General features: G+C 73.1%; 20 protein-coding genes. 9 read left to right on the top strand and 11 right to left on the bottom strand.

From position 1 onward, the window contains the following. Positions 1–231 precede the first annotated feature (231 nt). Both GA0070603_RS10520 and GA0070603_RS10515 read right to left on the bottom strand, forming a co-directional pair. Positions 232–1,425 carry an endo-1,4-beta-xylanase gene (locus GA0070603_RS10520; RefSeq protein ID WP_091310972.1) on the bottom strand — a complete coding sequence of 398 codons (1,194 nt, stop codon included), beginning with the start codon at positions 1,423–1,425 and terminating at the stop codon, positions 232–234. Positions 1,426–1,674: 249 nt separating this feature from the next. Then, the gene (locus tag GA0070603_RS10515; RefSeq protein WP_091310970.1) at positions 1,675–3,300 is read right to left on the bottom strand and encodes a glycoside hydrolase family 43 protein; all 1,626 of its coding nucleotides are present in this window, start codon (positions 3,298–3,300) and stop codon (positions 1,675–1,677) included. 256 nt (positions 3,301–3,556) lie between these two features. Here GA0070603_RS10515 and GA0070603_RS10510 point away from each other — a divergent pair, with 256 nt between their 5' ends. The 5 genes from GA0070603_RS10510 to GA0070603_RS10490 all read left to right on the top strand — a co-directional run bounded on the left by GA0070603_RS10510 (position 3,557) and on the right by GA0070603_RS10490 (position 8,990). Next, positions 3,557–4,849 carry an extracellular solute-binding protein gene (locus tag GA0070603_RS10510; protein ID WP_091310966.1) on the top strand — a complete coding sequence of 431 codons (1,293 nt, stop codon included), beginning with the start codon at positions 3,557–3,559 and terminating at the stop codon, positions 4,847–4,849. Positions 4,850–4,901: 52 nt separating this feature from the next. Beyond that, the gene (locus tag GA0070603_RS10505; protein WP_091310963.1) at positions 4,902–5,900 is read left to right on the top strand and encodes a carbohydrate ABC transporter permease; all 999 of its coding nucleotides are present in this window, start codon (positions 4,902–4,904) and stop codon (positions 5,898–5,900) included. Further along, positions 5,897–6,739 (top strand): carbohydrate ABC transporter permease, encoded by an 843-nt coding sequence (locus GA0070603_RS10500; protein WP_091310959.1) that lies wholly within the window; start codon positions 5,897–5,899, stop codon positions 6,737–6,739. The genes GA0070603_RS10505 and GA0070603_RS10500 overlap by 4 nt, the downstream gene beginning before the upstream one ends. Positions 6,740–6,778: 39 nt before the next feature. Continuing rightward, positions 6,779–7,795 carry a LacI family DNA-binding transcriptional regulator gene (locus GA0070603_RS10495; RefSeq protein WP_091310956.1) on the top strand — a complete coding sequence of 339 codons (1,017 nt, stop codon included), beginning with the start codon at positions 6,779–6,781 and terminating at the stop codon, positions 7,793–7,795. Between the two features lie 172 nt (positions 7,796–7,967). Beyond that, complete coding sequence (locus GA0070603_RS10490; protein ID WP_091310952.1) at positions 7,968–8,990, top strand: LacI family DNA-binding transcriptional regulator; 1,023 nt, start codon at positions 7,968–7,970, stop codon at positions 8,988–8,990. 11 nt (positions 8,991–9,001) lie between these two features. Here GA0070603_RS10490 and GA0070603_RS10485 read toward each other — a convergent pair whose 3' ends face one another. The 3 genes from GA0070603_RS10485 to GA0070603_RS10475 form a co-directional block, all read right to left on the bottom strand. Continuing rightward, entirely contained in the window at positions 9,002–11,110 is a 2,109-nt protein-coding gene (locus GA0070603_RS10485) for an alpha-glucuronidase (protein WP_091310949.1), read from the bottom strand. Further along, positions 11,107–12,648, bottom strand: coding sequence for a GH39 family glycosyl hydrolase (locus tag GA0070603_RS10480; RefSeq protein ID WP_244282480.1), 1,542 nt, complete (start codon positions 12,646–12,648; stop codon positions 11,107–11,109). Before GA0070603_RS10480 ends, GA0070603_RS10485 begins: the two co-directional genes overlap by 4 nt. A gap of 313 nt (positions 12,649–12,961) precedes the next feature. Then, on the bottom strand, positions 12,962–13,978 hold the full coding sequence (locus GA0070603_RS10475; RefSeq protein ID WP_091310945.1) for a LacI family DNA-binding transcriptional regulator: 1,017 nt from the start codon (positions 13,976–13,978) through the stop codon (positions 12,962–12,964). Positions 13,979–14,083: 105 nt separating this feature from the next. Here GA0070603_RS10475 and GA0070603_RS10470 point away from each other — a divergent pair, with 105 nt between their 5' ends. Together GA0070603_RS10470 and GA0070603_RS10465 are read left to right on the top strand one after the other, a co-directional pair. Further along, a complete protein-coding gene (locus tag GA0070603_RS10470; RefSeq protein WP_091310943.1) occupies positions 14,084–15,049 on the top strand; it encodes an acetylxylan esterase in 966 nt (321 codons plus the stop codon). A gap of 277 nt (positions 15,050–15,326) precedes the next feature. Beyond that, positions 15,327–16,322 carry a glycoside hydrolase family 11 protein gene (locus GA0070603_RS10465; RefSeq protein ID WP_091310941.1) on the top strand — a complete coding sequence of 332 codons (996 nt, stop codon included), beginning with the start codon at positions 15,327–15,329 and terminating at the stop codon, positions 16,320–16,322. Between the two features lie 125 nt (positions 16,323–16,447). Here GA0070603_RS10465 and GA0070603_RS10460 read toward each other — a convergent pair whose 3' ends face one another. Next, positions 16,448–17,197: a hypothetical protein gene (locus GA0070603_RS10460; protein ID WP_091310938.1), complete on the bottom strand. Its 750-nt coding sequence runs from the start codon at positions 17,195–17,197 to the stop codon at positions 16,448–16,450. Positions 17,198–17,375: 178 nt separating this feature from the next. Between GA0070603_RS10460 and GA0070603_RS10455 the strand changes: the two genes are divergently transcribed. Then, positions 17,376–17,759, top strand: coding sequence for a DoxX family protein (locus GA0070603_RS10455; RefSeq protein WP_091321778.1), 384 nt, complete (start codon positions 17,376–17,378; stop codon positions 17,757–17,759). 121 nt (positions 17,760–17,880) lie between these two features. Here the strand turns inward: GA0070603_RS10455 and GA0070603_RS10450 are convergent, their stop codons facing one another. Continuing rightward, positions 17,881–18,843, bottom strand: coding sequence for a zinc metalloprotease (locus GA0070603_RS10450; RefSeq protein WP_091310935.1), 963 nt, complete (start codon positions 18,841–18,843; stop codon positions 17,881–17,883). A gap of 213 nt (positions 18,844–19,056) precedes the next feature. Between GA0070603_RS10450 and GA0070603_RS10445 the strand changes: the two genes are divergently transcribed. Continuing rightward, positions 19,057–19,968: an SCO6745 family protein gene (locus tag GA0070603_RS10445; protein WP_244282479.1), complete on the top strand. Its 912-nt coding sequence runs from the start codon at positions 19,057–19,059 to the stop codon at positions 19,966–19,968. 54 nt (positions 19,969–20,022) lie between these two features. Here the strand turns inward: GA0070603_RS10445 and GA0070603_RS10440 are convergent, their stop codons facing one another. Genes GA0070603_RS10440 through GA0070603_RS10425 form a run of 4 tightly spaced genes read right to left on the bottom strand, consistent with a single transcriptional unit; the run spans position 20,023 to position 26,019 of the window. Continuing rightward, positions 20,023–22,767, bottom strand: a complete 2,745-nt coding sequence (locus GA0070603_RS10440) for a glycoside hydrolase family 38 N-terminal domain-containing protein (RefSeq protein ID WP_091310932.1) — start codon at positions 22,765–22,767, stop codon at positions 20,023–20,025. Beyond that, positions 22,767–23,912 carry a Gfo/Idh/MocA family protein gene (locus tag GA0070603_RS10435; RefSeq protein WP_091310928.1) on the bottom strand — a complete coding sequence of 382 codons (1,146 nt, stop codon included), beginning with the start codon at positions 23,910–23,912 and terminating at the stop codon, positions 22,767–22,769. Before GA0070603_RS10435 ends, GA0070603_RS10440 begins: the two co-directional genes overlap by 1 nt. Next, positions 23,909–24,820 (bottom strand): sugar phosphate isomerase/epimerase family protein, encoded by a 912-nt coding sequence (locus GA0070603_RS10430; protein WP_208862854.1) that lies wholly within the window; start codon positions 24,818–24,820, stop codon positions 23,909–23,911. Before GA0070603_RS10430 ends, GA0070603_RS10435 begins: the two co-directional genes overlap by 4 nt. Next, positions 24,811–26,019: a CehA/McbA family metallohydrolase gene (locus GA0070603_RS10425; protein ID WP_091310925.1), complete on the bottom strand. Its 1,209-nt coding sequence runs from the start codon at positions 26,017–26,019 to the stop codon at positions 24,811–24,813. The genes GA0070603_RS10430 and GA0070603_RS10425 overlap by 10 nt, the downstream gene beginning before the upstream one ends.

Here is a 26,019-nt window from a genome sequence, read left to right as displayed (position 1 = left end):
ACTGCCCGCCACGGTGGTCGGCTCGGTGCGCGGCCGCCCGGAGGCCACGCGGATCGGGACCCTGTCCCGGTCCCACCGTGAGTCAATCGAAGTGCATCTCTCGAAAAACTACCGGAACAATTTCGAACTATCAATGCCACGGAAGGGGCCCGATGGCGCGACGGCGAGGTGGGCCCGGACGCGCCGAGCGGGGCCGGTCGACCGACCGGCCCCGCTCGGGTCGAGGTGTGTCTAGCGGCGCGGCTTCTGCGGCACGCGCGGCAGGACGTACGGCGGGCCGCTGTAGATCAGGTCGGCCTTCATCTCCTGGTACGCCCGCTTGGGCTGGTAGTTCTCGTCGTAGATCGTGGCCAGGCCCTCCGGCGGGTCGGAGAACCAGCCGGGCACCCAGGAGTGCTTGTCGGTGAACCCCCAGACGGTGAACGACAGGCAGTGCCGTTCCGCCAGGCAGGCCTGCAACAGCACGCTGAAGTTCGCCGCCGACGCCTGCAGCCGCGGGTTGATCTCGTTCGAGTCGCCCGCCTGGACGCCAGCGGTCAGCTGGCTGCGCACGTCGACCTCGGTGAACGCCGTGGCCAGCCCCAGCCCGGCGAACTTCCGCAGCGCACCGGCGACCTGGAGGGTGTCGAAGTTGCCGTACTGGGTGCCGAGGTGGCCCTGGCTCCCGACGCCGTCGATCGGCACGCCCTGGGCCAGCAGGTCCTTGGCCATGTCGTACACGAACTGGGTCTTGTCGTTGGCCGGGTCGCCCGAGCCGAACGCCTCGATGTTGTAGTCGTTGTAGAACAGCAGGGCGTGCGGATCGGCCGCACGGGCCCAGCGGAAGGCGTCGGCGATGTAGCCGGGGCCGAGGTGCTGGGCCCAGAATCCCTTGTAGTGCAGGGTCGACGGGGTGTCCCAGGGGTCGCTGACCGCCTCGTTGACCACGTCCCACTGCCAGATCCGACCCTTGAAGTGGGTGACCACGGCGGTGATGTGGTTCCGCAGGATGTCGCGCAGCTCCGTGGTGCTGATGGAGCCGTCCTCGACGCCGCTGGTCAGCCAGGCGGGAAGCTGGTTGTGCCAGACCAGGACGTGCCCGCGTACGCGCTGGTTGTTCTGCTTGGCGAAGGCGACGAGTTCGTCGGCCGGCCCCCAGTTGTAGGTGCCGCGGGTCGGCTCCAGGCTCTCCCACTTCATCGCGTTCTCGGCGGTGACCGTGGAGAACTCCGACGCCGCGAGCTGGCGGTACCGGGGGTCGGCGGGGTCGTCGAGGGCGGTCAGGTCGACGGCCGTGCCGATGGCCAGGCCGTGGCGCAGCGCGAGGTTGCGCAGGCTCTGGTCGGCCGGGTTGTACGAGCGGCCGGCCGTGGCCGGCGCGACGTTGAGCGCCCCGACGGTCGCGATGGCGACCGCGCCGGCGGCTATCCACCGTCTGAGTTTCATCTGCGTTCCTTCCCGGATGGAGGGTCGACAGGGTCGACGAGGCAGGATCGTGCGGTGTGGTGAGACGGCGCCCGTGGGGCGGCGGATCGGTCCTCCGGCGGGCGGCGGGAGGACGGACCGGACGCGGGCGGCACCGATACTTCCGAGACAATTTCCGGTACTGAGCCGGAACGTTACGGTCGTCGATCTGGCCCCGTCAACCTCCGGAACTTCCGGAGGCCGGCCGGCCACGGGACGGCGCGCGGACGGTCAGTGCTCGAGGTAGGTGGCCCGGTCGAAGTCGGCGTACACCCCGTCGTTGCCGAGGTCCTGCACCCACAGGCCGAGGAACGCGCCGGTGAAACCCCAGGCCGCGGGTTCGCCGTCGATGATCAGCGCGGCGTGCTCGTCGGACAGGATCGTCGCGTCGAGCCCGACCGGTAGTTGGCGCCACCCGTCCCCGATGTCGTAGCCGAAGCGCACCACGGGCCCGTCGAACTCGGCCCGCAGGCCGACCCGCGACGCGCCGCCGACGTCGACGGTGAGTTCCGGGTACGTCTTCCGCCGGCCCTGGTCGGAGCTGAGCAACTCCAGCACCACCCGGCCGTCGTCGTCCCGGGTCAGGTAGAGGTAGTGCCAGTTGAGGGTGTTGTAGTAGGCGGTGACGCCGGCCAGGTGCCGGTGGTCGACGGGGTCGAACTCCACGACCGTCTCCAGCGAGCAGCGCTCGGCGCCGACCCGGCGGGCGACCAGGCTGGGCCGCTGCCGGCCGACCGGCGACTGGCCGCCGTACACCCGCAGGTGCGACGGGCGGGCGCGCAGGTCCAGCCAGTCCGCGCTGGCCGGGCGGCGCAGCGTCGACCAGCAGGTGCCGAGCTCGGGGCCGTCGAAGTCGTCGGTGGCGGGCTCGTCCGGCCAGGGGTGCGCGGGCAGGCCGGGTGCGGGGATCTCCTCGGCGGGCACCCCGCCCGGGATCCGGGGCCAGCCGGCGGCGGGCCAGTCGACCTTCTGGATCGCGGTCTCCCGGCCGAGCACGCAGTTGCCCCGGGTCGTGTACGGGCGGGCGACGAGGTGGGCGAGGTACCAGTCACCGTGCTGGGTCTCGACCAGGCTGCCGTGCCCGGCCTTCTGGAGCCGCAGGTCCGGGTGGCCGACGGAGGTCAGCATCGGCCCGGCCGGGTCGGCCAGGTAGGGACCGTGCAGGTGGCGCGAGCGGGCGACCGTCACCTGGTGCTCCCAGCTGGTGCCGCCCTCGGCCGTGACCAGCCAGTACCAGCCGTCGCGGCGGTAGAGGTGCGGCCCCTCGGTGAGGCCCGCCGAGGTGCCGTGGAAGATGATCTCGGCCTTGCCGACGAGCCGTCGCCGGTCCCGGTCGTAGCGCTGGATCTCGATGCCGCCGAAGCGGTCCCGGCCCGGCCGCCAGTCGGCGCTCATGCTCAGCAGCCAGCTGGTGCCGTCGGTGTCGTGGAAGAGCGAGGCGTCGAAGCCGTGCGCGTGCAGCGGCACGGGATCCGACCAGGGCCCGGTGATGTCCGGCGCGGTGGTGAGGTAGTTCTGCGGGTCCCAGTAGCCGCTGGCGAAGCTCGCCACGTCGCTGTAGACCAGGTAGAAGAGGCCGTCGTGGTAGGACAGGTCCGGGGCCCACACCCCGTTGGAGTCCCCGCAGCCGTGCAGGTCCAGCAGGCGGCGGTCGGTGATGATCCCGCCCAGCGCGCGCCAGTGCACCAGGTCGCGGGAGTGGTGCACGCGCACCCCCGGGTACCACTCGAAGGTCGACGTGGCCAGGTAGTAGTCGTCCCCCACGCGCAGGATCGAGGGATCCGGGTGGAACCCGGTGAGGACCGGGTTGCGGATCGACCGGGCGGCGGTGGCCACGTCTGCGATCTCGGTCGACATGTACGGCTCCTTTTGATCGGTCCTCCGTCAAATTTCCGGAAGCACTCGCCCGGAACTTTCAGAAATCCCGCCCACCGTAACGGTTGAAGTCGAGTTGCGACAGGGCCTTGACCGCGAACATGGGGCGTCGTAACGTGCCCGCCATCACCTGAAAATACCGGCAGGTTGACCGAAACTTCCGGGGCCGCGCTTCCGACGCGGTCCGCTGATCGGTTCCGCGTCCGAGCACCTCGTTGAGTCCTCGAAGGGATGGCACATGACAGCGCACCTCTCCCGCAGATCGCTGCTGGGTCTGGCCGGCGCCGGCGCCGGCGCGCTCCTGCTCGGCGCCTGCGGCGATGACAAGGCCGAAGACCCGAACGCGCCGCAGACCATCAACTGGTGGCACATCCAGAACACCGAGCCGATGCTGCCGGTCTGGGCGGCCATGGCCAAGGAGTACGAGGCCGCGCACAGCAACGTCAAGGTCACCGTCCAGCCGCTGGAGAACGAGGCGTTCAAGGCGAAGCTCACCACCGCCACGCAAGCGGGCTCGCCGCCGGACCTGTTCCAGTCCTGGGGCGGTGGCGTGCTCAAGCAGCAGGTCGACGCGGGTCTGGTCAAGGACCTCACCGACGACGTGAAGCCGTGGATCGGCAACCTGCTGCCGGCGTCGGTGCAGCCGTTCACCATCGACGGCAAGATCTACGGTGTCCCGTTCGACATCGGCATGGTCGGCTTCTGGTACAACAAGGACCTCTTCGCCAAGGCGGGTGTCACCGCCGCGCCGAAGACCTGGACCGAGCTGCTGACGGCGGTCGGCCGGATCAAGGCCGCCGGTGTCGTCCCGATCGCGCTGGCCGGCAAGGAGAAGTGGCCCGGTCACTACTACTGGGCGTACCTGGCCATGCGCATCGGCGGCCTCGGCGCGTTGCAACAGGCCGCCAAGGACCACAACTTCGACACCCCGGACTTCGTGGCGGCCGGCCAGCGGCTGAAGGAACTGGTCGACCTCAAGCCGTTCCAGAAGGGCTTCCTCGGCGCCGGTTACGGCACGCCGGACGGGCAGGCCGCCACGATGGGCAACGGCGGCGCGGCCATGGAGCTGATGGGCCAGTGGGCGCCGGCCGTGGAGGCCTCCTCCTCCACGAGCAAGAAGGGGCTGGGCGACAAGCTCGGCTTCTTCCCGTTCCCGGCCGTCGACGGCGGCAAGGGCTCGGTGGCCGAGGCGTTCGGTGGCGGCAACGGCTTCGCGGTGGGCAAGGACGCCCCCGCGGCGACCGTCGACTTCCTGAAGACGCTGCTGGAGGTCGGCAACCAGCGCAAGGCCGCCGCGACCGGCGCCGTGCTGCCGACGGTCAAGGACGCGGTCGACGGGATCAAGGACCCCAACAACAAGACCGTGGCGGAGACCCTGGCGAGCGCGACCGGGTTCCAGCTCTACCTGGACCAGGCGTACCCGCCGGCGGTCGGCCAGCAGGTCAACGACAGCGTGGCCGAGCTGATCGCCGGCTCGAAGACGCCGGAGCAGATCGTCAAGGACATCTCCACGGTGGCGAAGAGCCAGTAGCGATGTCCCACCACCCCGAAGCCGCCGCCGACAACCGAGTGGAGCAGGCACGATGACTCCGTCGACGATGCCCGGCCTGCGACCCGCCGAGCCGGCGACCGAGCTCCCGGCGGGCCCGGCGACCACGCACCCGCGTGGCCGCCGGGCCCGGCCCCGGATCGGCCGCCTCAGCACCATCGCCCTCTTCCTGGCCCCGGCGCTGGTGCTGTTCCTGCTGCTGGTGGTCGCACCGATCCTGGTCGCCAGCTACGCCAGCGTGTTCAAGTGGAACGGCTTCGGCCTGCCGGAGAACAACGTCGGGCTCGAGAACTTCACCCGCGCCTTCGGCGATCCCACCTTCCGGGGCGACCTCTGGCGAGCCTTCCTGCTGATCGTGCTGTCGCTGGTGATCCAGCTCCCGGTGTCACTGGGCCTGGCCATGCTGCTCAACCAGCGGCTGTCCGGGCGCCGCGCGTACCGGCTGGTCTTCTTCGCGCCGTACGTGCTCTCCGAGGTCACCACCGGCGTGCTGTTCACGCTGGTGTTCTCCCCGAGCCGGGGCCTGGGCGAGGGCCTGGCCAGGTGGCTCGGCGCGGACGCCGGAGCCATCTTCGCGGACCCCGACACGGTGCTGTTCGCCCTGTTCCTGGTGATCTCGTGGAAGTACTTCGGCTTCCACATGGTCCTGTACCTCGCCGGCCGGCAGGGCATCCCCCGGGAGCTGACCGAGGCCGCGGCCACCGACGGTGCCGGCGCCTGGCAGGTGTTCCGGCACGTCACGCTGCCGCTGCTGGGCCCCACCATCCGGATCAGCATCTTCCTGTCGGTGATCGGCACCATCCAGCTCTTCGACATGGTCTGGGTGCTCACCGGCGGCGGGCCGATCCACTCGTCCGAGACCATGGCCGTGACCATGTACCAGTACGGCTTCCGCCGGTTCGAGGTCGGCTACGCCAGCGCGATCAGCATGGTCATGTTCATCCTGAGCCTCGTCTTCGCGCTGTTCTACCAGCGGTACGTGCTGCGGCGGGACACCGAGGGCGCGATCACCACCAGGGGAGTCCAGGGATGACCACCACCAGGCAGAAGCCCGGCGAGCGGACCCGTTCGCTCGTCCTGCACCTGATCTCCGTCGCGGTGGGCGCGCTCATCGTGGTGCCCATCGGGTTCGGGGTGCTCGGCGGGTTCAAGGACAACGGCCAGCTGTCGAGCAACCCGCTCGGCTGGCCCGACCCGTGGGTGCCGGAGAACTACACAGGCATCCTGGCCTCCGGCGTGTTCTGGCGCCAGCTCGGCAACAGCACGCTCATCGCCCTGGCCACCACCTTCGTGGTGGTCGGCGCCGCGGCGATGGCCGCCTTCGTGTTCGCCCGGTTCTCCTTCCGGGGCCGGGAGTTCCTGTTCACCCTCTTCGCGGTGGGACTGATGTTCCCGTTCGCGGTGGCCATCCTGCCGCTGTTCATCCTGCTGCGGACCATGGGCCTGCTGGACAACCCGCTCGGCGTCATCCTGCCGCAGGCCGCGTTCGGGCTGCCGGTCACCATCATCATCCTGCGGCAGTTCTTCCGCACCATTCCCGCCGAGGTCGAGGAGGCCGCGACGCTCGACGGGTGCAGCCCGTTCGGGTTCTTCTGGCGGGTGCTGCTGCCGATGGCCCGCCCGGCGCTGGCCACCGTCTCGGTGCTGGCGATCGTGGCGAGCTGGAACAACTTCATGCTGCCGCTTGTGGTCTTCACCGACCAGAGCTGGTGGACGTTGCCCGTCGGGGTGCAGGCCTTCCAGGGGCAGTACTCCGACGACACCGCGCGGGTGCTCGCGTACGTGGTGCTGTCCATGGTGCCGGCGCTGGGCTTCTACGCGGTGGCCGAACGCCAGCTCATCGGGGGCCTGGCGGGCAGCGTCAAGGGCTGAGCGGGCCCGGGTGCCCGGGCGACGACGAAAGGGCGGGCCGTGGTCTCCGACGACAGCCGGAAAGTCACCATCGCGACGATCGCGCGCATGGCCGGGGTGTCCGTGCCGACCGTGTCGCGGGTCGTCAACGGTCGCTCCGACGTGTCCGCCCAGACCCGGGAGCGCGTCGAGGAACTGCTCGCCCGGCACGGCTACCGCCGCCGCCCACCCAGCATGCGGGCCAGTTCCGGGCTGATCGACCTGGTCTTCAACGACCTCGACAGCCCCTGGGCCGTGGAGATCATCCGCGGCGTCGAGGACGTCGCACACGCCGCCGGCATCGGCACTGTCGTCTCCGCCATCCACCGGCGCACCTCGGCGGCCAAGCAGTGGCTGGACAACCTGCGTACCCGCTCGACCGAGGGGGTCATCTTCGTGACCTCCACCCTGGAACCGCCGCTCCAGGCCGAGCTGCGCCGGCTCAACATCCCCGTCGTCATCGTCGACCCGGCCGGGGTGCCGCCGCAGGAGGCGCCGACGATCGGCGCCACCAACTGGGCGGGCAGCCTCCGCGCCACCGAGTACCTGCTCGGCCTCGGTCACCGCCGGATCGGCTTCATCGCCGGCCTGCCGCAACTGATGTGCAGCCGGGCCCGCCTCGACGGCTACCGGACGGCGCTGGAGTCGGCCGGCGTGCCCGTCGACGACCGGCTCATCTACCCCGGCAACTTCTACCACGAGGCCGGCTTCGCCGGCGGCAGCCACCTGCTGCGGTTGGCCGAGCCGCCGACCGCGATCTTCGCCTCCAGCGACCAGATGGCGCTCGGGGTCTACGAGGCGGTCCGTCAGCGGGGCCTGCGGGTGCCCGACGACATCAGCGTCGTCGGCTTCGACGACCTGCCCGAGGTCCGCTGGTGCTCGCCGCCGTTGACGACGGTGCGGCAGCCGCTGGCGGAGATGGGGCTGCTCGCCGCCCGGACGGTGCTGCGGCTGGCCCACGGCGAGCGCGTCGAGAGCCCGCGCATCGAACTCGCCACCGAGCTGGTCGTCCGCGACAGCGCCACCCGGGCCGCCTGACCCGCCTCCCGTTCCGGCCCGGACCGGCGACCGGGACCTGTCCGGTAACACCGCCGGCGCGTGGCCGAAACTTTCGGAGCTATGCTGAGGTCAGGCCGCCGGAAGCCTCACCGGCACGGCTGCGCGTGGGCGACGCGCCTCTCGTCGCGACCGGACCTCCAGGGAGCTGACTGTGACGGTGAACAACACCCCCCGGGTCACCATCGCCACGATCGCCGACCTGGCGGGCGTCTCGGTGCCGACGGTGTCGCGGGTCATCAACGGGCGCTCCGACGTCGCCGTGCAGACCCGGGAACGGGTCGAGGAACTGCTCAACCGGCACGGCTACCGCCGCCGGGTGGTCGCCGCCCGCCCCACCTCGGGGCTTGTCGACCTGGTCTTCAACGACCTCGACAGCCCCTGGGCCGTCGAGATCATCCGTGGTGTCGAGGACGTCGCCCACGAGGCGGGGATCGGCACCGTCGTCTCCGCCATCCACCGGCGCGCCTCCTCGGCCCGGCAGTGGCTCGACAGCCTGCGCGGCCGCTCCACCGAGGGCGTCATCTTCGTCAACTCGATGGTGGAGCCGTCGTTGCAGGGTGGCCTGCGACGCCTCAACATCCCCCTGGTCCTCGTCGACGCCGACGGCATTCCCCAGCAGGACGCCTGCACCATCGGCGCCACCAACTGGGCGGGCGGGCTCAGCGCCACCGAATACCTGATCGGTCTCGGTCACCGGCGGATCGGGTTCATCTCCGGCCCGCCGCGGCTCATGTGCAGCCGGGCCCGGATGGACGGCTACCGCGCCGCCCTGGAGTCGGCCGGCCTGCCCGTCGATGACGGCCTCGTCCAGCAGGGCGACTTCTACCACGAGTCCGGGTTCGCCTGCGCCACCCGGCTGCTCGCGCTGCCCGAGCCGCCCACCGCGATCTTCGCGGCGTGCGACCAGATGGCGCTCGGGGTCTACGAGGCGGTCCGGCAACGGGGCCTGCGGGTGCCCGACGACATCAGCGTCGTCGGCTTCGACGACCTGCCCGAGGTCCGCTGGTGCTCGCCGCCGCTGACCACGGTGCGGCAGCCGCTTGCGGAGATGGGCATGCTCGCGGCCCGCACCGTGCTGCGGCTGGCCAAGGGTGAGGACGTGGAGAGCCGGCGGGTCGAACTGGCCACCGAACTCGTCGTCCGGGACAGCGCCACGCCGCCCCGGGAAGGGTAGGCGCCCGCGCCTTACGGGATGCGGCGGCCCCGCGCGTCCGGCACCCCGGACTTGCGGAAGAAGTACGCGTTGACCTGGTCCCGCCACTCCTCGGCGCAGCGCACCTGCTCGTCCAGCCGCTCGCGTACCCGGGTGTGCAGCCCCGGGTCGAGCAGCCCGTCGAGCCGGTCCCACCGCCGGCGCAGCGCGGCCACCTCCTCGGCCCCGGCGAAGTGGGTGTTGTAGATGTGCTGGATGACTGTCGAGCCGTCGTGCAGCACGTGCCCGTACGGCACGTGGTGGAAGAAGAGCAGCAGTTCGTCGGGGCACCGGTCGAGGGACTCGTAGACGTCGCGCCACGGCTGCGGGTACTGCCCGGTGAAGCCGGTGCCCGAGGCGCGGGTGCGGTCGACGCCCACGCCGTCCCGGTCGGCGAAGTGGTAGGTGCCCCACGGCGTGTACTCGTACCCGTCGACGTCGGGACCGTAGTGGTGGCCGGGGCGGACCATGAAACCCACGCCCAGCGGCGCGGTGTACCGCTCGTAGGTGCGCCACGAGCCGTCCATCATCTCGTGCAGGGTCCGCCGCACCAGGTCGTGACCGCTGGCCGGACCCGGCGGGAAGGTCAACCCGATCCACTCGTCGAGCACCGCTGCCGGGTCCAGCCGGGGGTCCCAGGCCAGCCGACCGAAGGCGTACAGGTTGGCCTGGGCCAGTGGGTGCCCGGTCCAGAAGGGGTCGTCGCCGGCGTTGGAGACGCCGACCAGCCCGCCGCCCTCGCCCGCATCGCCCGCGGCCAGGGCGGCGACCGTGCGGTGGTCGCCCCACGGGGCGAACCGGAGCACCTCGCTCCACCACGGCGCCAGGTAGCACACGTGCCGCTGCTGGCCCGTGTACTCCTGGGTCACCTGCACCTCCACCGCCAGTCGGGTGGCCGGCATGGCCGCGAGCACCGGCGAGACCGGTTCCCGCGCCTGGAAGTCCATCGGGCCGTGCTTCACCTGAAGGACCACGTTGGGCGCGAACCGGCCGTCGTGCGGGGCGAAGTGGTCGAAGGCGGCACGCGCCCGGTCCGTCGACCGGTCCCGCCAGTCCTGCCGGTGGTCGTAGACGAAGGCCCGCCAGTGCACCACTCCCCGGAACGGCGCCAGCGTGTCGGCCAGCAGGTTCGCGCCGTCGGCGTGGCTCCGCCCGTACGTGAACGGGCCCGACTGCCCCTCGGAGTCCGCCTTCACCACGTAGCCGCCGAAGTCCGGGATGCGGTCGTACACCTGGCGGGTGGTCGCGGCCCACCAGGCTCGCACGCCGGCGTCGAGCGGATCGGCGGTCGGCAGGCCACCGAGCACGACGGGCGCGGCGAAGGTGACCGACAGGTGAACGCGGATCCCGTACGGCCGCAGGACGTCCGCGATCGCCGCGACGTCGCCGAGCCGGTCGGTCAGCAGCCGGGCCTCCGTGGCGTGGACGTTGACGTTGTTGGCCGACACCGCGTTGACGCCGCACGCCGCCAGCAGCCGCCCGTAGTCCCGTACCCGGGCCGGGTCGCCGCGCGGCGAGCCGTCGCGCCAGAAGATCGACCCGCCGGCGTAGCCGCGCTCGACCTGTCCCATGACCGGGTGCACGTCGACGTTGTCCCAGTGGTCCAGCATCCGCAGCCGCATGGCCGGCCGGTGCCGCTCCGGCCCCCGGGCGGCCCCGAACGCCGACTCGCCGAGCCGGACCACGTGGAACAGGCCGTGGAGCAGCCCCGCGGGCTCCTCGGCCAGCACCACCGTCACGTCGCCGGTCCGGGCCAGCGCGAAGCCCTCGGCGCCGAGCGCTCCGGCCCCGTGGTGCCGCCGGCACTGCGCGGCCACCTCCGCCACCGGGGCGGGCAGGGGAGTGGCGGCGGTCAGCGCGAGCACCAGGTCGACGTCGCCGGTCCCGTCCACCGGTCCGGGCCCGGGCCGCCACGCCACCGTGCCGCCGTACCGGGCGCACGCCTGCGCCAGCTCGTCCCGCACCGTCCCGACCAGCGTCCCGGCGCCGCACACCAGGGCACGCCGCGAGCCGACGGCGCGAAAGGCCGCCGGAGGCAGCCATGCCGGGTGGACATCGACCGGCTCCGCCGCCGGACCGGGACGGGCGGCGGCGTCGCTCACGCGGACTCGGCTCCGGCGGGCTGCCCGAGCAGACGCGCGTCGTCCCACCAGGGCGGGGTCTCGTCGGTGACGGCGGTGAGCTCGACCAGGGTCACCTCGTGGCGGGACAGGTGCAGGTCCAGCTCGACCCGGCCGGCCACGACCGGCAGGCCGGCGTGCCGCCGGGCCGGCTCGGCCGCCTCCCGCAGGACGTCCAGCTGCCGCCGGTCGGGGGAGCGCGGCCGCCCCAGCTCGCACCACGCCCGCCAGGCGTTGCCCTCCTCCTCGCTGACCGACGAGCGCAGCAGGAACGCCCTGGTGGTCCCGGGCGGGCCCAGCGGCAGGGACAGGCGTACGGGGTGCTGTTCGGGCACCGGCTCGCGGCCGGTGACGTCCACCGGCGCCCAGGCCAGCACGGTCACCCGGCCGGTGTCGTCCCGGGTCACCAGGTGGTCGGCGCCGCGCGCGAGGACCTGATCGCCCATGCGCGCCAGGAAGGCGTACAGGTGGTAGGTGGGTTTCTTGATCTGGCGGTGGGTGAGCAGGCCGAAGCCGCCGTGGTACAGCGACGTCGGCACGCCCTCCTCCTCGAAGACGTCGCAGAAGGTCCAGTACGAGAAGGAGTCGACGAGGTCACCGCCGGCCGCGACCACCGGGGCCAGGTACGCGGCGTGGAACGCGGTGTCGTGGATCGGGTTGTCCGGCCGGTAGGAGGAGTTGAACTCGGTGATGTGCACGGGCAGCCCGGCCAGCGCCGTGTCCCGCAGCAGGTCGCGTGGGGTGGCGAACTGCTCCAGGAGCCCGGAGGCCGGGGTCAGCGTCTGGTGGACCCCGAACGGCACCTGCTGGGCCGGCCCCGAGGTGTAGGCGTGCTTGCTGACGAAGTCGACCGGGACCGACCGGGCGGCCACGAAGTCGGCGAAGCGGGGCAGCCAGTCGTCGGCGCCGGGGGAGAGCGCCGGACCGCCGACCTGGAGGCCGGCGTCGACCTCCTTCACGGCGCACGCGGTCACCTCGTAGAGCCGGTGGTAGGCGGCCTCGTCGGCGTCCTGCCAGAACGCCGTGAGGTTGGGCTCGTTCCACACCTCGATCGGCCAGCCCCGCACCTCGTCGAGGCCGTAGCGGTCGACGAGGTGGCCGATCGTCGCGCGGACCAGGTCGGCCCACTCGCTCCAGGACGCGGGCGGCGTCACGTTGCCGCGCCACCAGAACACCGTCTGGTCACCGGAGGCGAGACCGGACGGCATGAAGCCCACCTCCAGGAACGGCCGGATGCCGAGGTCGAGGTAGGCGTCGACCACCTGGTCGACGTACGTGAAGGCGTGCCGGACCTGGCGTGCCCCGCGGTGGGTGTAGGGCCGGTGGACGCCCGTGCCGTCGCTGAGCAGCCCGTGGCCGCGGATGTGCCGGAAGCCGATCTCCCGCTGGACCAGCGCCAGCGAGTCCTGGTAGTCGCGCCGCAGCGCCAGATCGAACCGGCCGGTGCCGACGCAGGCGCGCCAGGCGTCGGTCAGCCGGCCCGACGGGTGCTCCGGCACGGGGATGCGCATGGGGGTCATCTGCGTGGTCCGTCTCGGAAGTTTCGGTGAACCGGCGATATGTCCTGCCGGAATTTATGGATCGTTGATCGACGTGTCAAGGGGCGCGGAAGAGCGCATATCGCGTCGCCAAGCGCTTGTCGGCATTGACAGCCGTCGGCCGGCCGCGCGCTCGGGGCCCTCGATCGGGCCTTCGTTCACCGCTGGTTCTCGTGATAACGTGCGCCGAAATTTCCGGAAGCCGTCGATGAGGCCCCATGACACCGTCCCGCCCTGCCGCCGCACCGGGTGCGCGCCACCACGGGGCGCGTCCGTGGTGACGTACGCCGGAGGGCTAGTCGTGGCGGGCCGTGCTGTCCCGGACCACGAGGTCGGTGGCCAGTTCGACCTGGGGCGACTCGATGTCCTCGCCCTGGGCCAGGCGCAGCACCGTGCGGGCGGCGAGCCGGCCCATCTCGGCCAGGGGTTGGCGGACGGTGGTCAGCGGCGGGGAGGCCCAGCGGGCTTCGGGGAGGTCGTCGAAGCCGACGATGCTGATGTCGTCGGCGACCCGGAGCCCGCGGCGGCGGACGGCCTCGTAGACGCCGAAGGCCATCTGGTCGCTGGCGGCGAAGATGGCGGTCGGCGGGTCGTCGAGGTCGAGCAGTGTGCTGCCGGCGGCGAAGCCGGAGGCGTGGTAGAAGTCGCCGGGCTGCACGAGCCGGTCGTCCAGGGGCACCCCGGCGTGCTCCAGGGCCGCCCGGTAGCCGTCGAGCCGGGCCCGGCTGCACAGCAGGCGCGCCGGGCCGGTCACGAACCCGATCCGGCGGTGCCCGAGGCCGAGCAGGTGCTCGGTCGCGGCGAGACCGCCGGACCAGTTGGTGGCACCGATCGTCGGTACGCCGGTCGCGGGCGCGCCGGCCGGGTCGACCACCACCACGGGCACGTTGAGCCGGCGCAGCTGGGCGTGCACCGGCGGGCTGAGGTGCGAGGTCACCACGATGACGCCGTCCGAGGCTCGGGCGCGCAGGTTCTGCAACCACTGCCGGGTCGAGCTGGACTCGCTGTGGATCGCCAACACCACGGTGCCCACCCCGGCCGCGTGCCCGACGTCCTCCACCCCCCGGATGATCTCCAACGCCCACGGGCTGTCCAGGTCGGGGAACACCAGGTCGAGCAGGGCCGCGCGCTGCACCGCACGGGTGCCGCGCCGCCGGTAGCCGTGGTGGCGCAGCAGTTCCTCCACCCGTTCCCGGGTGTCCGGGGCCACGTCCGAGCGGCCGTTGAGCACGCGCGACACGGTGGGCACCGACACCCCGGCCTCCCGCGCGATCACGGTGATGGTCACCCTGCGCTCGTCGTCCGCGTTCACCCGCGTCTCCTTCACCCGGCCGGCTCCGAGCCATCTTGCCGCACCGGCCGAGGGTTGACGACAGCCCCGACCGGCCCCTATGTCCCGAGGAGTTGAGACAGCGCCGTGTACACCGACCTGCCCGAGGCGGAGCTGCGCGCCTACCGCAGCGCCCTGCGCGAACCGGACGACTTCGACGCGTTCTGGGCCGACACCCTCGCCGAGGCCCGCGCGTGCGAGGGCGACCTCGCCGTGACCCCGCTGGACAGCCCGTTGACCGGCCTGGACGTGTTCGACGTGGCGTTTCCCGGCTTCGCCGGCCAGTCGGTCCGGGCCTGGCTGCGCGTGCCCCGCGGGGCCACCGGCCGGCTGCCCACGATCGTGCAGTACGTCGGCTACGGCGGCGGGCGGGGCCACCCGCTGGAGAACCTGCTCTGGGCCGCCGCCGGGTTCGCGCACCTCCAGATGGACACCCGCGGCCAGGGCTCCGGCTGGAGTCGGGGCGACACCCCCGACCTGGCCGGGGCCGGTCCGCAGGCGCCCGGCATGGCCACCCGGGGCATCGAGGACCCGCGCCGGTACTACTACCGGCGCTTCCTCACCGACGCGGTCCGGGCCGTCGACGCGGCCCGCCGGCTGCCCGCCGTCGACCCGGGCCGGGTGGCGGTGCTCGGCCACAGCCAGGGCGGCGGCGCCGCGCTGGCCGCCGCCGCACTGGTGCCGGACCTGCGGGCCGCCGTGGCGTACGTGCCGTTCCTGTGCGACATCCCGCGCGCGGTGACGGTCACCGACGCCCACCCGTACCGGGAGATCCGGGACTACCTGGCGGTGCACCGGGACCGGGAGGAGGCCGTGCTGCGCACCCTCGGCTACGTCGACGGGGTGGCCTTCGCCCGCCGGGCGGGCGTGCCGGCGCGCTTCTCCGTCGCGCTGATGGACGACATCGTGCCCCCGTCCACGGTGTTCGCCGCGGTCAACGCCTACCGGGGGCCGGTCGAGCTGGCCGTGTGGCGGTACAACGGCCACGAGGCGGGCGGCATCGACGACGACGCGGCGGCGCTCGACTTCCTCCGTACCGCCCTGGACGGCTGACCTTCCCGGAAACTTCCGGAACCGCGTCGGTGAGCACGGCTCGGCACTGCCCCGGAATCCCGTCAGAACGCCCGGGTCACCGGCGGCCGTGCGTGCTTCCTGAACAGGGATGTCGAGGGCCAGGAGTCTTCCGCGCCATTTCCGGAAGTTGTTGACAACCCGCGGCGGCGCGATCGATGCTGGCGCTGGCGGAACCTATCTACTTCCGTCGATGCGAACCGCGCCGGGTCGTACCGCTGCTGGCCTCCGCCAGCCGTCACGAGGAGGAAGCACGTAGATGAACGACGCCCCCGTCCGCTCGAGGATCCCCCGACGCGGACGCCTCAGGATGCTCATCGGCGGCGCCTGCGCCGTCGCCCTGGTCACGGCCGGTACCACGGCCCTCCTGCCCAGCCCGGCCCACGCCGAGACCGTGACCACGAACTCGACCGGAACCAACAACGGCTACTTCTATTCCTTCTGGAAGGACAGTGGCAACGTCTCCATGAACATGGGTAGCGGCGGCCAGTACAGCACCCAGTGGAGCAACGTCAACAACTTCGTCGCCGGCAAGGGCTGGAATCCCGGCGCGCGCCGGACCGTGACCTACTCCGGCACCTTCAGCCCGTCCGGCAACGCGTACCTGACCCTCTACGGCTGGACGAGGAACCCGCTCGTCGAGTACTACATCGTCGACAGCTGGGGCACCTACCGGCCGCCGGGCGGCCAGGGGTACATGGGCACCGTCACCAGCGACGGCGGCACGTACGACATCTACCGGACCCAGCGGGTCAACGCTCCCTCCATCGAGGGCACCCGGACCTTCTACCAGTACTGGAGCGTCCGGCAGTCGAAGCGGGTGGGCGGCACCATCACCGCCGGAAACCACTTCGACGCGTGGGCCCGCTACGGGATGAACCTGGGCAGCCACGACTACCAGATCCTGGCCACGGAGGGCTACCAGAGCAGCGGAAGCTCCAACATCACGGTGGGCGGCACCGCGCCCGGCCCCACCACCCCACCGCCCTCCGGGACCTGCACGGTCAGCGTCAGCCGTGCCGAGGAGTGGAGCGACCGGTTCAACGTGACCTTCTCGGTCAGCGGCACCAGCAACTGGGTGGTGACCATCCGCACGAACGGCGGCCAGACCCTGCAGAACAGCTGGAACGCCTCGATCAGCGGCACCAGCGGCACGCTCACGGCCCGCCCCAACGGCAACGGGAACAATTTCGGCATCACGCTCTACAAGAACGGCAACAACACGACACCCACCGCGAGCTGCGCGACGGGCTGACCTGACACGTGGGTGGGGTGCCGTCGGTGGGCCGGCACCCCACCCGCCCTCTGCCGTTTCCTGCCGCGCCCTCGCCGTCCGGCTGTCGAGAGCATTCCGGGCCGCGAGGGCCGCCGGCCGGCGGGTCAGCGGGAGAGGTACGCCTTGATGCTGGCCGGGACGCGCCCCGCCGCGCCCTCCACCGCGGTCCGCGCCGCACCGGTGACCGGCACCAGCGTGCTCTGGTTCGGTGGCAGGACGATCAGGTCGCCGACCGGCACCACCTGCTCGGCCTGCTGCCGCTCGTCTCCCTCGGGCTCGGTCCAGACGATGTAGACCAGCCGGACGCTCATCGGCTCGCTGTCGTCGTTGCGCAGCGACACGGCGGTGAACCGGCTGTTGCGGTCGAGCGCCCGGCCGGCGTCGTCCATCGGGGTGACCACCGGCTCGACGCCGACGACCGGGGCGTCGACCACCTCCGCGGTGCGTACGGAGACGGCCACGTCCTCGGCCAACGCGGCACCCTCGCCCGTGAAGACCAGCACGTCAACGCCACCGCCCGGCGCGACGACCAGGCGACCGCGGTCACTGCCGTACACCGTGGTGACCCGCACCGCCGGTAGCGGGTTCCGGGCGGCGTCGAGCGCGGTGAACTCCAGTGTCGGGGCGAGCAGCCGGGTGCCGTCGTTGTAGATGGTGAGGAGCTGGTTCATGTACCCGTCGCCGGTGGTGGGCGCGAACTCGAACCGCAGCAGGGAGGCGGCGCCGGGACGGGCGACGAGGCCGCAGCCGGCGAGCAGCAGCGTGACCACGAGCCCGGCGACCACCCCGAGCGACTTCGGTGCCCCGTGGGCGCGGTGACGGGAACGGGTCGCGGTCGAGAAGAGGAGCGGCACCGGCGAAGGATACGGCCGGAGGCGTCGGGCCGTTGGCCCCGGTGGGCTCCGCCGGCGGCCCTCGCGGCGGCGACGCCCGCGCTCCGTGGTGCGGGCCACACCGCCGGGCTGTCACAAGGACCGGGCCGCCGGCATCTCCATGGTCGACCGGAGACCGACAACCCTCAAGGAGATGCTCGTGAACCTCGCGCTGTGGCTCGTCACCGGACTGCTGGCCGCCGTCCTCCTGGGCAGCACCAGCAAGATGTTCGTGCCCAGGGAGAAGATCGCCTCGGTGGGTCGCGCCGCGGAATGGGTCCTGGACTTCAGTCCCGGCGCCCTCAGGGCCATCGGAGCCCTCGAAATCCTGGCCGCCGCGGGCCTGATCCTGCCCGCCGTGCTCGACATCGCCCCGGTTCTGGTGCCGGTGACCGCCACCTGTGTGGCGTTGCTGTTCGCCTGCGCGGCGACCATGCGCCTCCGTCGTGGCGAGCGGGTGACGACCGTGCCCGACCTGGTCTACCTCGCCCTGGCCGCCTTCGTGGCGTGGGGCCGCTTCGGCCCGGAGTCCTTCACCGGCTGACCCGGCGCGGTGTCCCCGACCGTGTGCCTCGTCCCGGCAGCCCGCGCAGCCCCCAACGCCGTCGGGGTCGGCGAGCCGCTCGCGCGACCCGCCGACCCCGACACGTCAGTCCGGAGACCGGTTACTGCTTGCCGCCGCCGGCCCGGAAGGCCACCCAGGCGTCACTCATCCGGTCCGCCTGTCCGGCGGTGAACATGTTCATGCAGGAGTCCTGCGTGTAGTCCATGAAGTTGTGGATCGGGTCCAGCCCGGGCGCGGTGCAGGTGTCCGCACCCACCGGGCAGTTGAACTGCGGCGCCGCCTCACGCGGGGTGTCCGCGACGTAGTCGCCGGAGGCGGAGCACCCGTGCGCGAAGGTGTGCTCCAGCATGAGCCAGTGCCCGACCTCGTGCGTCAGGGTGTCACCCAGGGCGTACTTGCCCGCCGTGCCGCCCGGCATCGACTCGTCGAGCATCACGACGCCGTCGATGTAGTCCCGGCCGTTGTTGTAGCCCTTCGGGAAGTACGCCCAGCCGAGGAGCCCGCCGCCGATGTTGGCCGCGTACACGTTCAGGGTGCGGGCGTCGCCCGTGTACAACGCCTGCTTCATGTCCCGCTCGTTCTTGCCGGGCACGACGGTGTACCAGTCGCTGTTCACCGTCCACGTGGTCTCGACGAGCGAGAAGCGGAACGGCGTGTCGGCGGCGTCCGCCGCCGTGCGGCCCGCGAACGAGTCGTTCAGCACGGTCATCTGCGCCGCGATCAGGGTGTTCCACCGGGTCGTCTCCGCCGCGGTGAGCGGGTGGTCGGAGACCATGTGGAAGACCGTGGGGATGGTGACGCTGCCGTTGGCCTGGCGCGGCGAGTCCTTGATAACGCCGTAGGCGTTGGCCTCGTTCTTGGAGTAGAGCTCCGGCTCCTGTGCGGTGGCGCCCTCGGCCACGCGGGCCGCGCTGTGCCCGGCACCCGGCTCACACGCCGCTGCGCCCGCCGAGGCGGTGAAGGACGGCGCCGTGCCCGCCGCCGCCGACGCTCCGCCGGCCGCCAGGAACGTCGCCGCGGTGGCGGTCAGGACCGCGAGTTGGAAGGTTGGTCTTCTGTGCATCCTTGCACCTTTCGCGCCGGGGGATTGGAGTCACCGAGCGGCCTGGGACGGGGTCGCCGTGCGCAGGTCGGTGACATCGTCGTCCCGGTATGAGAACACGTCGTTGACCCGAGCAACAGGACCCGACAGGGCATCCTTTGCCTGGCAGGTGACACGGCCGCCGTCGGCATGGGAACCTACCCGTCGGTAACGTTCCCGGCGGAAGGCAGCGACATGGCGGACATGACGGACGAGCTGGTTCCCGACTGGGCGGCGCCGGCGGCGCTCGACCCGGCCGTCGTCCGCCGCGCCTGGCGGGTGACCGAACCCCTGCACGCGATGATCTACTTCGTGCCGGAGGCGCACGAGCGGTACGCGGCCCTCGGCCTCGCGGAGCCGGCCGGCTACTTCGCCTCCCGCGCGGCTGCCCTGGGACCGGTCGGCCCGGCCCCGGTGGCCGCCACCTTCTTCAACTTCAACCCCGCCCTCGTGGCCCGGGTGCTGCCCGCCGCCTGGGAGCGGGCCACGCCGGCCGCCGTGCTGGCCGCCCGGCTGGCGGCCGCCGACGCGGCCCTGACCCGGGCGCTCGGCGACCTGGTGCACGGCCCGGAGATGGCCGAGGCCGCCGAGTTGGCCCGCCGCGCCGCCGAGTCCGTCACGGCGTACCCCGAGGGGCGGCCGCTGTCCGCCGCCCACGCCGCGCTGCCCTGGCCGGAGCGGCCGCACCTGGTCCTCTGGCAGGCCCAGACGGTGCTGCGGGAGTTCCGCGGCGACGGGCACGTCGCCGCCCTGGTGCTGGCGGGCCTCACCGGGTTGGAGGCGCTCGTGCTGCACGCCGCGTCCGGCGAGGCGTCGGTCCGCTTCCTGCGCCGCACGCGCGGCTGGAGCGGCGAGCAGTGGGCGGACGCGGTCGAGCGGCTGCGCGGCCGCGGACTGGTCGAGGGCGACGAGCCGACCCTGACCGCCGCGGGGCGGGCGCAGCGTGCGTGGCTGGAAGCCGCCACCGACCGGCTCGCCACGCCCGCGTACGCGGTGCTCGGCGCCGACGGGTGCGCCCGCCTGGCCGAGCTGACCCGGCCGATGAGTCGGGCCGTGGTCGACGCCGGGCTGCTCAACCTCGACAACGCCGCGCCGCGCCCGCGGTAGGTGACGGCGCCCGGTCCGGCCGCCGGCGTCGCGGCGCGTGCGCGGTCCGGTGGATCAGGACAGGTCGAGCTGCACCGTGGCGATCTCCCAGGCGCGCAGCGGCAGCCGGACCAGCCCGTCGCCGTCGACCGCGAGCGGTTCGCCGGCCCGGCCGAGCAGGTCGGCCCGCCACGCGCCGCGGACGGTCCCGCCGCCGAGCACGGCCGTGGTGTCGACAGGGGTCTGCGCCACGAGCCGTACCTCGGTGCGGCCGGCCCGGTCCCGGACGCTTGTCAGCGCGACCCCGGCCCCGTCGACGGAGAGCCCGGCCACCGGCGCGGGCAGCGGGGCGCCCGGGCCGGCCGTGCCGGGGAAGGCCAGCAGCTCGTGCCGGTACGCCTCCGCCGCCGCCAGCACCCCCGCCTCGTGCCAGGCCCCCCGGTACGGCAGCACCGCCAACTCGACGGCGCGGGCGCCACGGCACTGCGCCTCGGGCGTCGGCAGCTGCGGACCGGCCGGCTCGTCGCGCAGGGCGTGCCGGTTGCGCGACAGCATGCCGATCGACCGCAGCACGGTGACCGCCAGCTCGCGGCCGGAGTCGGTCAGCTCGTACTCGGTGGGCTGGGTCAGCAGCACGGCGAGCGCCCCGTCCGGGCCGCCGGCCGCGACGAACCCGTTGGCCGGGAAGGTGGGCAGCGGCACCTCACCGCCACCGCCCTCCGCGGTCAGGCCGCGCGCCACGACGGCGAACTGGCCCTCGGCGTACGAGGTGTCGGCCGGTGACGGCAGCGGCAGGTGCAGCCGGACCCGGTGGTCGTCGCAGCGGTTGTCGAACTCGACGCGCAGCCGGACGAAGGGCTCGCCGCGGCGCAGCTCGACCCGTGTGGTGACGGTGATCGGCTCGCGGTCCACGGCGCGGGAGCCGGCGTCGACGTCCGCGGCGACCGGCCACCGGTACTCGCGTACCACGTCCAGGACGGCCACCAGCGGCCCGTCGTGGCGCACCACGGTCCGCACCGCCCGTGGCTTGTCGACCAGTTCGTCGGCGGCCGGCGGGGCGTAGTTGTAGCTGTCGCCCACGTCGCCGCCGTCGACGATCCGGCCCACCCCGTCCACTGTCACCCCGTCCGGGGTGGACAGCGCCAGCGTGCCGTCCTCGGCGACGTCGACCCGGAGCAGGCCGTTGTCGACGCTGCGGCCGGCCACCGTGACCGGGTCGGACGCGGCCGCCGCGGTCGCCGGCAGCGGCGCCGGGCGGACCGCGGCGTGCCCCAGCGGCGGCACGTCGACGAGCGCGGCGACGGTGGCCCGGGGAGCGGCGAGGATGCGTACCCGCCACCTGTCGGCCTGGACGGCCGCGAGCGCCAGGCGCACGTCCTCGACGTCGAAGGCCGGATCGCCGTGCCGGGCCACCTCGAAGGTGAGGGTGGCGTCCTCCGGCGACACCGACCAGGCCGTGACCTCCTGGCCGTACAGCTCCCGGCCGTGCACCCGGGTCAGCACGGCCGCCAGGTCGGCCGCCGGCACCACGTCGTCGGCGAGCACCGTGCGGCTCCTGTCGAGCACCTGCGCGGCCACGCTGCGGCCGGCGGCGTCCGCGAGTGCCACGCCGCCGTCGGCCGGCACCTCGACGTCCAGGCGCACCAGGGCGGTACGGGCCGACGGGGTCGGGTTGAACAGCAGGTAGCCGTCCCGGGGCACGGCGGCGGACAGCCGCGCGCCGACCAGATCGCAGACCGCGCGGCCGAGCTGGTCGGCCTCGGCGAGCCGGGCCGCGACCTGCTCGGCCGTCTCGTCGCAGCCGCAGCCGGTCACCGAGTCATGGCAGCTCGCGTCGATCAGCCGGGTCCAGGCCATGTCGAGGAAGCGCTGCACCGACCCGTCGTGGGTCAGCGCGGCGAGCGGTTCGGCGTACCGCTCGACGCGCCGCTCGGCGCGGTTCATGGCCTGCTTGAGGTGGGCGCGGACGGAGATCACGCCGGGCAGGATGTTGGCCCGGGCGTGCGACCGCAGCTCGCCGCGGACCACCGGCAGGCCGTCGACAGTGGCCGGTTGGGTGGCGAAGTACTCGGCCAGGGTGCCCAGCCGCAGCCGGGTGCCGTCGAGGTCGGCGGTGGCCAGCAGGTCGGGGGCGTCCGGCGCGGGAGCGGCGTGGTCGGTGCCGTACATGGCCAGGACCGGGGTGTCGTCGCCGGCCGGCCGCCACCCGGCCAGCCGGTCCGCGAGGTCACCGGCCCGGCGGGTGACCTGCCCGGCGTTCTCCATCAGCGCTGCGGCGTTGCCGTAGCCGCCGGGCAGGTACTGCGTGCGGATCGTGGTGCCGTCGGGCGCCTGCCAGGCGAAGGCGTGCTGGTGCACCCGCTCGGGAACGCCGCGGAACACGCAGGCGTGGGCCAGCCCGGCACCGGCCAGGATCTGCGGCATCTGGGCGATGTGGCCGAACATGTCGGGCAGGTAGCCGACCGGCATGGCGCCGCCCAGGTCGGCGCTGCGGGTCAGCCCCCGTTCCAGGTTGCGGACGATGTTCTCGCCGGAGCAGAGGAACTCGTCGAGCAGGATCTGCCAGGGGCCCACCGACAGCCGGCCGGCGCGGACCAGTTCGATCACCTGCTCGCGCCGCTCCGGGCGGACCTCCAGGTAGTCGTCGACAGCGGCGAGCTGCCCGTCCAGGGTGAACCGCTGCCGCGGGTCGTGCGCCATCCGGTCGAAGACGTCGTCGAGCAGCGCCACGAGCCGCAGCCGGAACCGCTGGAACGGCTCGTACCACTCCCGGTCCCAGTGGGTGTGCGGCACCACGATGATCTCGGTCGGTCGCGTCATCAGCTCGCCGCCTCTCCGCCGATCGCCGCCCCGGTCAGCTCACCGTAGCGGCGTACCACCTGCTGGCTGGTCCGTACGTCGGCCGCGCCCTCGGCGATGCCGGTCAGCGGGGCGGTGCCCGCCGTGACCATCGCGTGGAACGCGACCAGTTCCTGCTCGAACGCCTCGGTCACCGACCGGTACGCGGCCCGCCGCTCGCCGCCGCCGTGCTCGTCCACCACGGTCAGCGTGGTCGGCGCGTTGAGCAGGTACGGCGAGGGGAACACCAGCTCCAGCGAGCCGCGGGCGTGGTGCAGGGTGACCGTCTCCCGGTAGGCGGGATAGTCCGGCAGGTTGAGCCACCGGATGCCGTAGCGGGCGCCGCCCGGCAGCCGCCCGCTGATCTCCACCGACGGCTCGGCCGGGCCGTCGGGAGCCAGCGGCCAGGTGGCGACCTGCTCCACGGTGGCCGGTGCGCCGGTGAACAGCCGCAGCAGGGACAGGTCGTGCGAGACGCTGTTGATGAGAATCTGGTAGAGGGTGCGCGCGCCGGGGTCGGCGCCGACGGCGGCGTCGAGCAGCTGGTGGTCCACGCCGGACAGCCGCGCCATCTCCTTCGCCGGCACGTCGCCGGCGGCCGGGGACAGGTTGGCGAAGCGCAGCTGCCGGTCGCCGCCGGCGTGCAGCACTGTCACCTCCACGGCGTGCACCCGCTCCGCGCCGCCGAGTTCCGCCAGCAGCCGCGCGGCCTCCGCCACCGCCGGGTCGTACTGCTTCATGTAGCCGACCATGAGCCCGGCACCGCCGGCGCCCAGCTCACTGAGCCGGGCCGTCTCGGCGAGCGTGTAGGCCAGCGGCTTCTCGCAGAGCACCGGCAGGCCGGCGCGCAGCGCCAGGGCGGCCAACTCGCCGTGCGAGCCGGAGGTGGCCAGCAGCACGGCGTCGCAGCCGCCGTCGGTCACCATGCGCGTCGCGTCGGTGTAGCGGCGGGCGGGCTCGACCCCGTACCGCTCGCCCAGCTCGGTCACCCGGGACGGGGACAGGTCGGCCAGCGCGACGATCTCGAACAGGTCGCCGCGGCGTTGCAGCAACGGCAGGTGTACGGCGCGGGCGATGATGCCCAGCCCGGCCACCGCGATCCGGATGCGCTTGCCCGGCTCGGTCATCCCAGCGCCTCCTCCAGCCACCGCCGGTTGGCGTGCTGGTCGGCACGGATCCGGTCGAGGTCCCGGCCGTCCTCCGGGGCGTCCTGCTCGACCACCAGCCAGCCGGTGTAGCCGATCTCGTCGAGGCCGGCGAGCACCCCGGCCAGGTCGACGTCGCCACGGCCCAGCGCGCAGAAGCCGCCGGCGGTGACCACGTCCATGAGCCCGCCGCCGGCCGCGCGGACCCGCGCGTGGGCGGCGAGGTCGGCGTCCTTGAGGTGCACCTGGCCGATCCGGCCGGCCCAGCGGTGCACGGCGGCCACCGGGTCGCCGCCGGCCAGCGCCAGGTGCCCGGTGTCCAGGCAGATGTTGATGTCGGTCAGGTCGAGCAGCCGGTCGGCCTCCGCCTCGGTCTCCACGTCGGTGCCCAGGTGGTAGTGGAACACCGGTTCCAGCCCGCGCTCGCGGCACCGGTCGGCGGCCTGCTGCACCCGGGCCGCGAAGTCCGGCCAGGCCGCGGCGGGCAGCGCCGACGGCAGGTCGGTCGGGGTCCCCGGCCGGGCCATCCGGGCCGGGTTGCCGGGGCAGGCCAGCGTCGGTCGGGGCGCGAACCGGGCGTCGTCGACCGGCACGGCCGTGAACACGTCGAGCGCGGCGTCGAGCTGATCCAGGTCGGCGGCGAAGCCGGCCGGGTCGGCGAACCGCAGGTCGACCCAGCCGCCGGCGAGCCCGATGCCGGCCGTGGCCAGCCGTCGCGCGAGGGTCTCGCCGGTGCCGAGATAGCCGATGGGGCCGGAGTCCACCCCGGTGTAGCCGTCGCGGGCCAGTGCCGCGAGCAGGTCCTCGGGGCCGACGGGTGCGTCGGTGGTCCGGTAGATGCCGTAGTTGACGGGGGCTCCGGCCACCCGGGTGCGTCCGGTCAGCTGCACAGTGCGATCACCTCCATGCGGTGGGACTCCAGGACGTGCAGTCCGTCGCCGGCCGGCAGCAGGCACCGGTCGCCACGGACCAGCCGGTGCCGCCCGTCCGGGTAGGCCAGCAGCGCGCCGTCGGCGTCGAGCGCCAGCAGTTCGTCGCCGACGCGCAGCAGGAGCGGCCCGCCTGGGTCGGCGGAGACGGCGGTACGGCCGCCGCGCAGCGCGTCCAGCACGGCGTCGCCGGGTGCGGTGTCGGGGTCGGCGAGCACCCAGGTGGTCGGTGAGCCGGGTAGCGCGTCGTCGCCGGGGCGGTGGAAGTCGCTGCCGCCGATCGGCACGACGTCCGGCCGCCACGCCCGTGCCCACGACAGGGGAGCGCCCCAGGTGCGGTCCCACCAACCGGAGTGCCACACCTCGACGAGCCGGGTGCGTTCGGCGAGCGGCTGCCGCCAGGCGCAGTCGCCGCCGAGGGGGTGGTTGACCGACATGAGCCCGCCGTCGCGCCGGGCGGCGGCGAGCCACTCGTCCGGCGGCCGGCGGAAGTCGACCCAGCCCACCGGCCCGAACACGTTGGCGTGCCCGCGGTCGGTGGTTACCTCCTGGCCGGGCAGCAGGGTGATGCCGTAACGCTCGGAGGCGTCCGGCAGCCACGGGTGATGGCTCACGGTGTTGTGGTCGGTGACGGCGAGGAAGTCCAGGCCACGTCCGGCGGCGAGCGCGGCCAGCTCGTCGATGGTCTGCGCGCCGTCGCTGTGCACGGTGTGCGCGTGCAGGTCACCGGCGAGCCAGCGCCGGCCGTCGACGTCGGGCAGGTCGCGGCGCGGTGGGCGGTCCGGCCGGGGTGGGGCCGCCGGCGCCGGCGGCGCGGGCTGCGGCGTGGCGCTGGTGGTGGCGGTGACCTCGTAGTCCAGCCCCTCGGGTGGGATGCGGTGCAACCGCAGCAGCACCTGCCATTCGCCGGGCTCCAGCTCGCCGGGCAGGTAGCCGGGGGTGGCCCAGCCGGCGGCGACGGTGTAGCCGTCGCGGGCCCCGCCCGACCAGCCGCGGAAACCGTCCGGTCCGACGCAGCCGAGGTCGAGCACCCCCGCCTCGCGAGGGTAGTCCAGCCGGACGGTGAGCGCGGCGGTGCCGGGCGCCACGGTGACCGGCAGGCTGCGCAGCACGCCTTCGACGCGGTCCTGAAGGGTCCACCTGCCGCGGTGCACGACCAT

Origin of the sequence: Micromonospora chersina (assembly GCF_900091475.1) — a bacterium.
GTDB classification, from domain to species: Bacteria; Actinomycetota; Actinomycetes; order Mycobacteriales; family Micromonosporaceae; genus Micromonospora; species Micromonospora chersina.
Note: the sequence above shows the minus strand (reverse complement) of the source record. Positions and strands in the feature narration are given on the sequence as shown.

Excerpts from the sequence above, each read along its gene's own strand:
- GA0070603_RS10480 (WP_244282480.1), bottom strand. The coding sequence starts at position 12,648 with ATGACCCCCATGCGCATCCCCGTGCCGGAGCACCCGTCGGGCCGGCTG.
- GA0070603_RS10510 (WP_091310966.1), top strand. The coding sequence starts at position 3,557 with ATGACAGCGCACCTCTCCCGCAGATCGCTGCTGGGTCTGGCCGGCGCC.
- GA0070603_RS10450 (WP_091310935.1), bottom strand. The coding sequence starts at position 18,843 with ATGCACAGAAGACCAACCTTCCAACTCGCGGTCCTGACCGCCACCGCG.
- GA0070603_RS10505 (WP_091310963.1), top strand. The coding sequence starts at position 4,902 with ATGACTCCGTCGACGATGCCCGGCCTGCGACCCGCCGAGCCGGCGACC.
- GA0070603_RS10435 (WP_091310928.1), bottom strand. The coding sequence starts at position 23,912 with ATGACCGAGCCGGGCAAGCGCATCCGGATCGCGGTGGCCGGGCTGGGC.
- GA0070603_RS10515 (WP_091310970.1), bottom strand. The coding sequence starts at position 3,300 with ATGTCGACCGAGATCGCAGACGTGGCCACCGCCGCCCGGTCGATCCGC.
- GA0070603_RS10425 (WP_091310925.1), bottom strand. The coding sequence starts at position 26,019 with ATGGTCGTGCACCGCGGCAGGTGGACCCTTCAGGACCGCGTCGAAGGC.
- GA0070603_RS10520 (WP_091310972.1), bottom strand. The coding sequence starts at position 1,425 with ATGAAACTCAGACGGTGGATAGCCGCCGGCGCGGTCGCCATCGCGACC.
- GA0070603_RS10440 (WP_091310932.1), bottom strand. The coding sequence starts at position 22,767 with ATGACGCGACCGACCGAGATCATCGTGGTGCCGCACACCCACTGGGAC.
- GA0070603_RS10465 (WP_091310941.1), top strand. The coding sequence starts at position 15,327 with ATGAACGACGCCCCCGTCCGCTCGAGGATCCCCCGACGCGGACGCCTC.
- GA0070603_RS10445 (WP_244282479.1), top strand. The coding sequence starts at position 19,057 with ATGGCGGACATGACGGACGAGCTGGTTCCCGACTGGGCGGCGCCGGCG.
- GA0070603_RS10500 (WP_091310959.1), top strand. The coding sequence starts at position 5,897 with ATGACCACCACCAGGCAGAAGCCCGGCGAGCGGACCCGTTCGCTCGTC.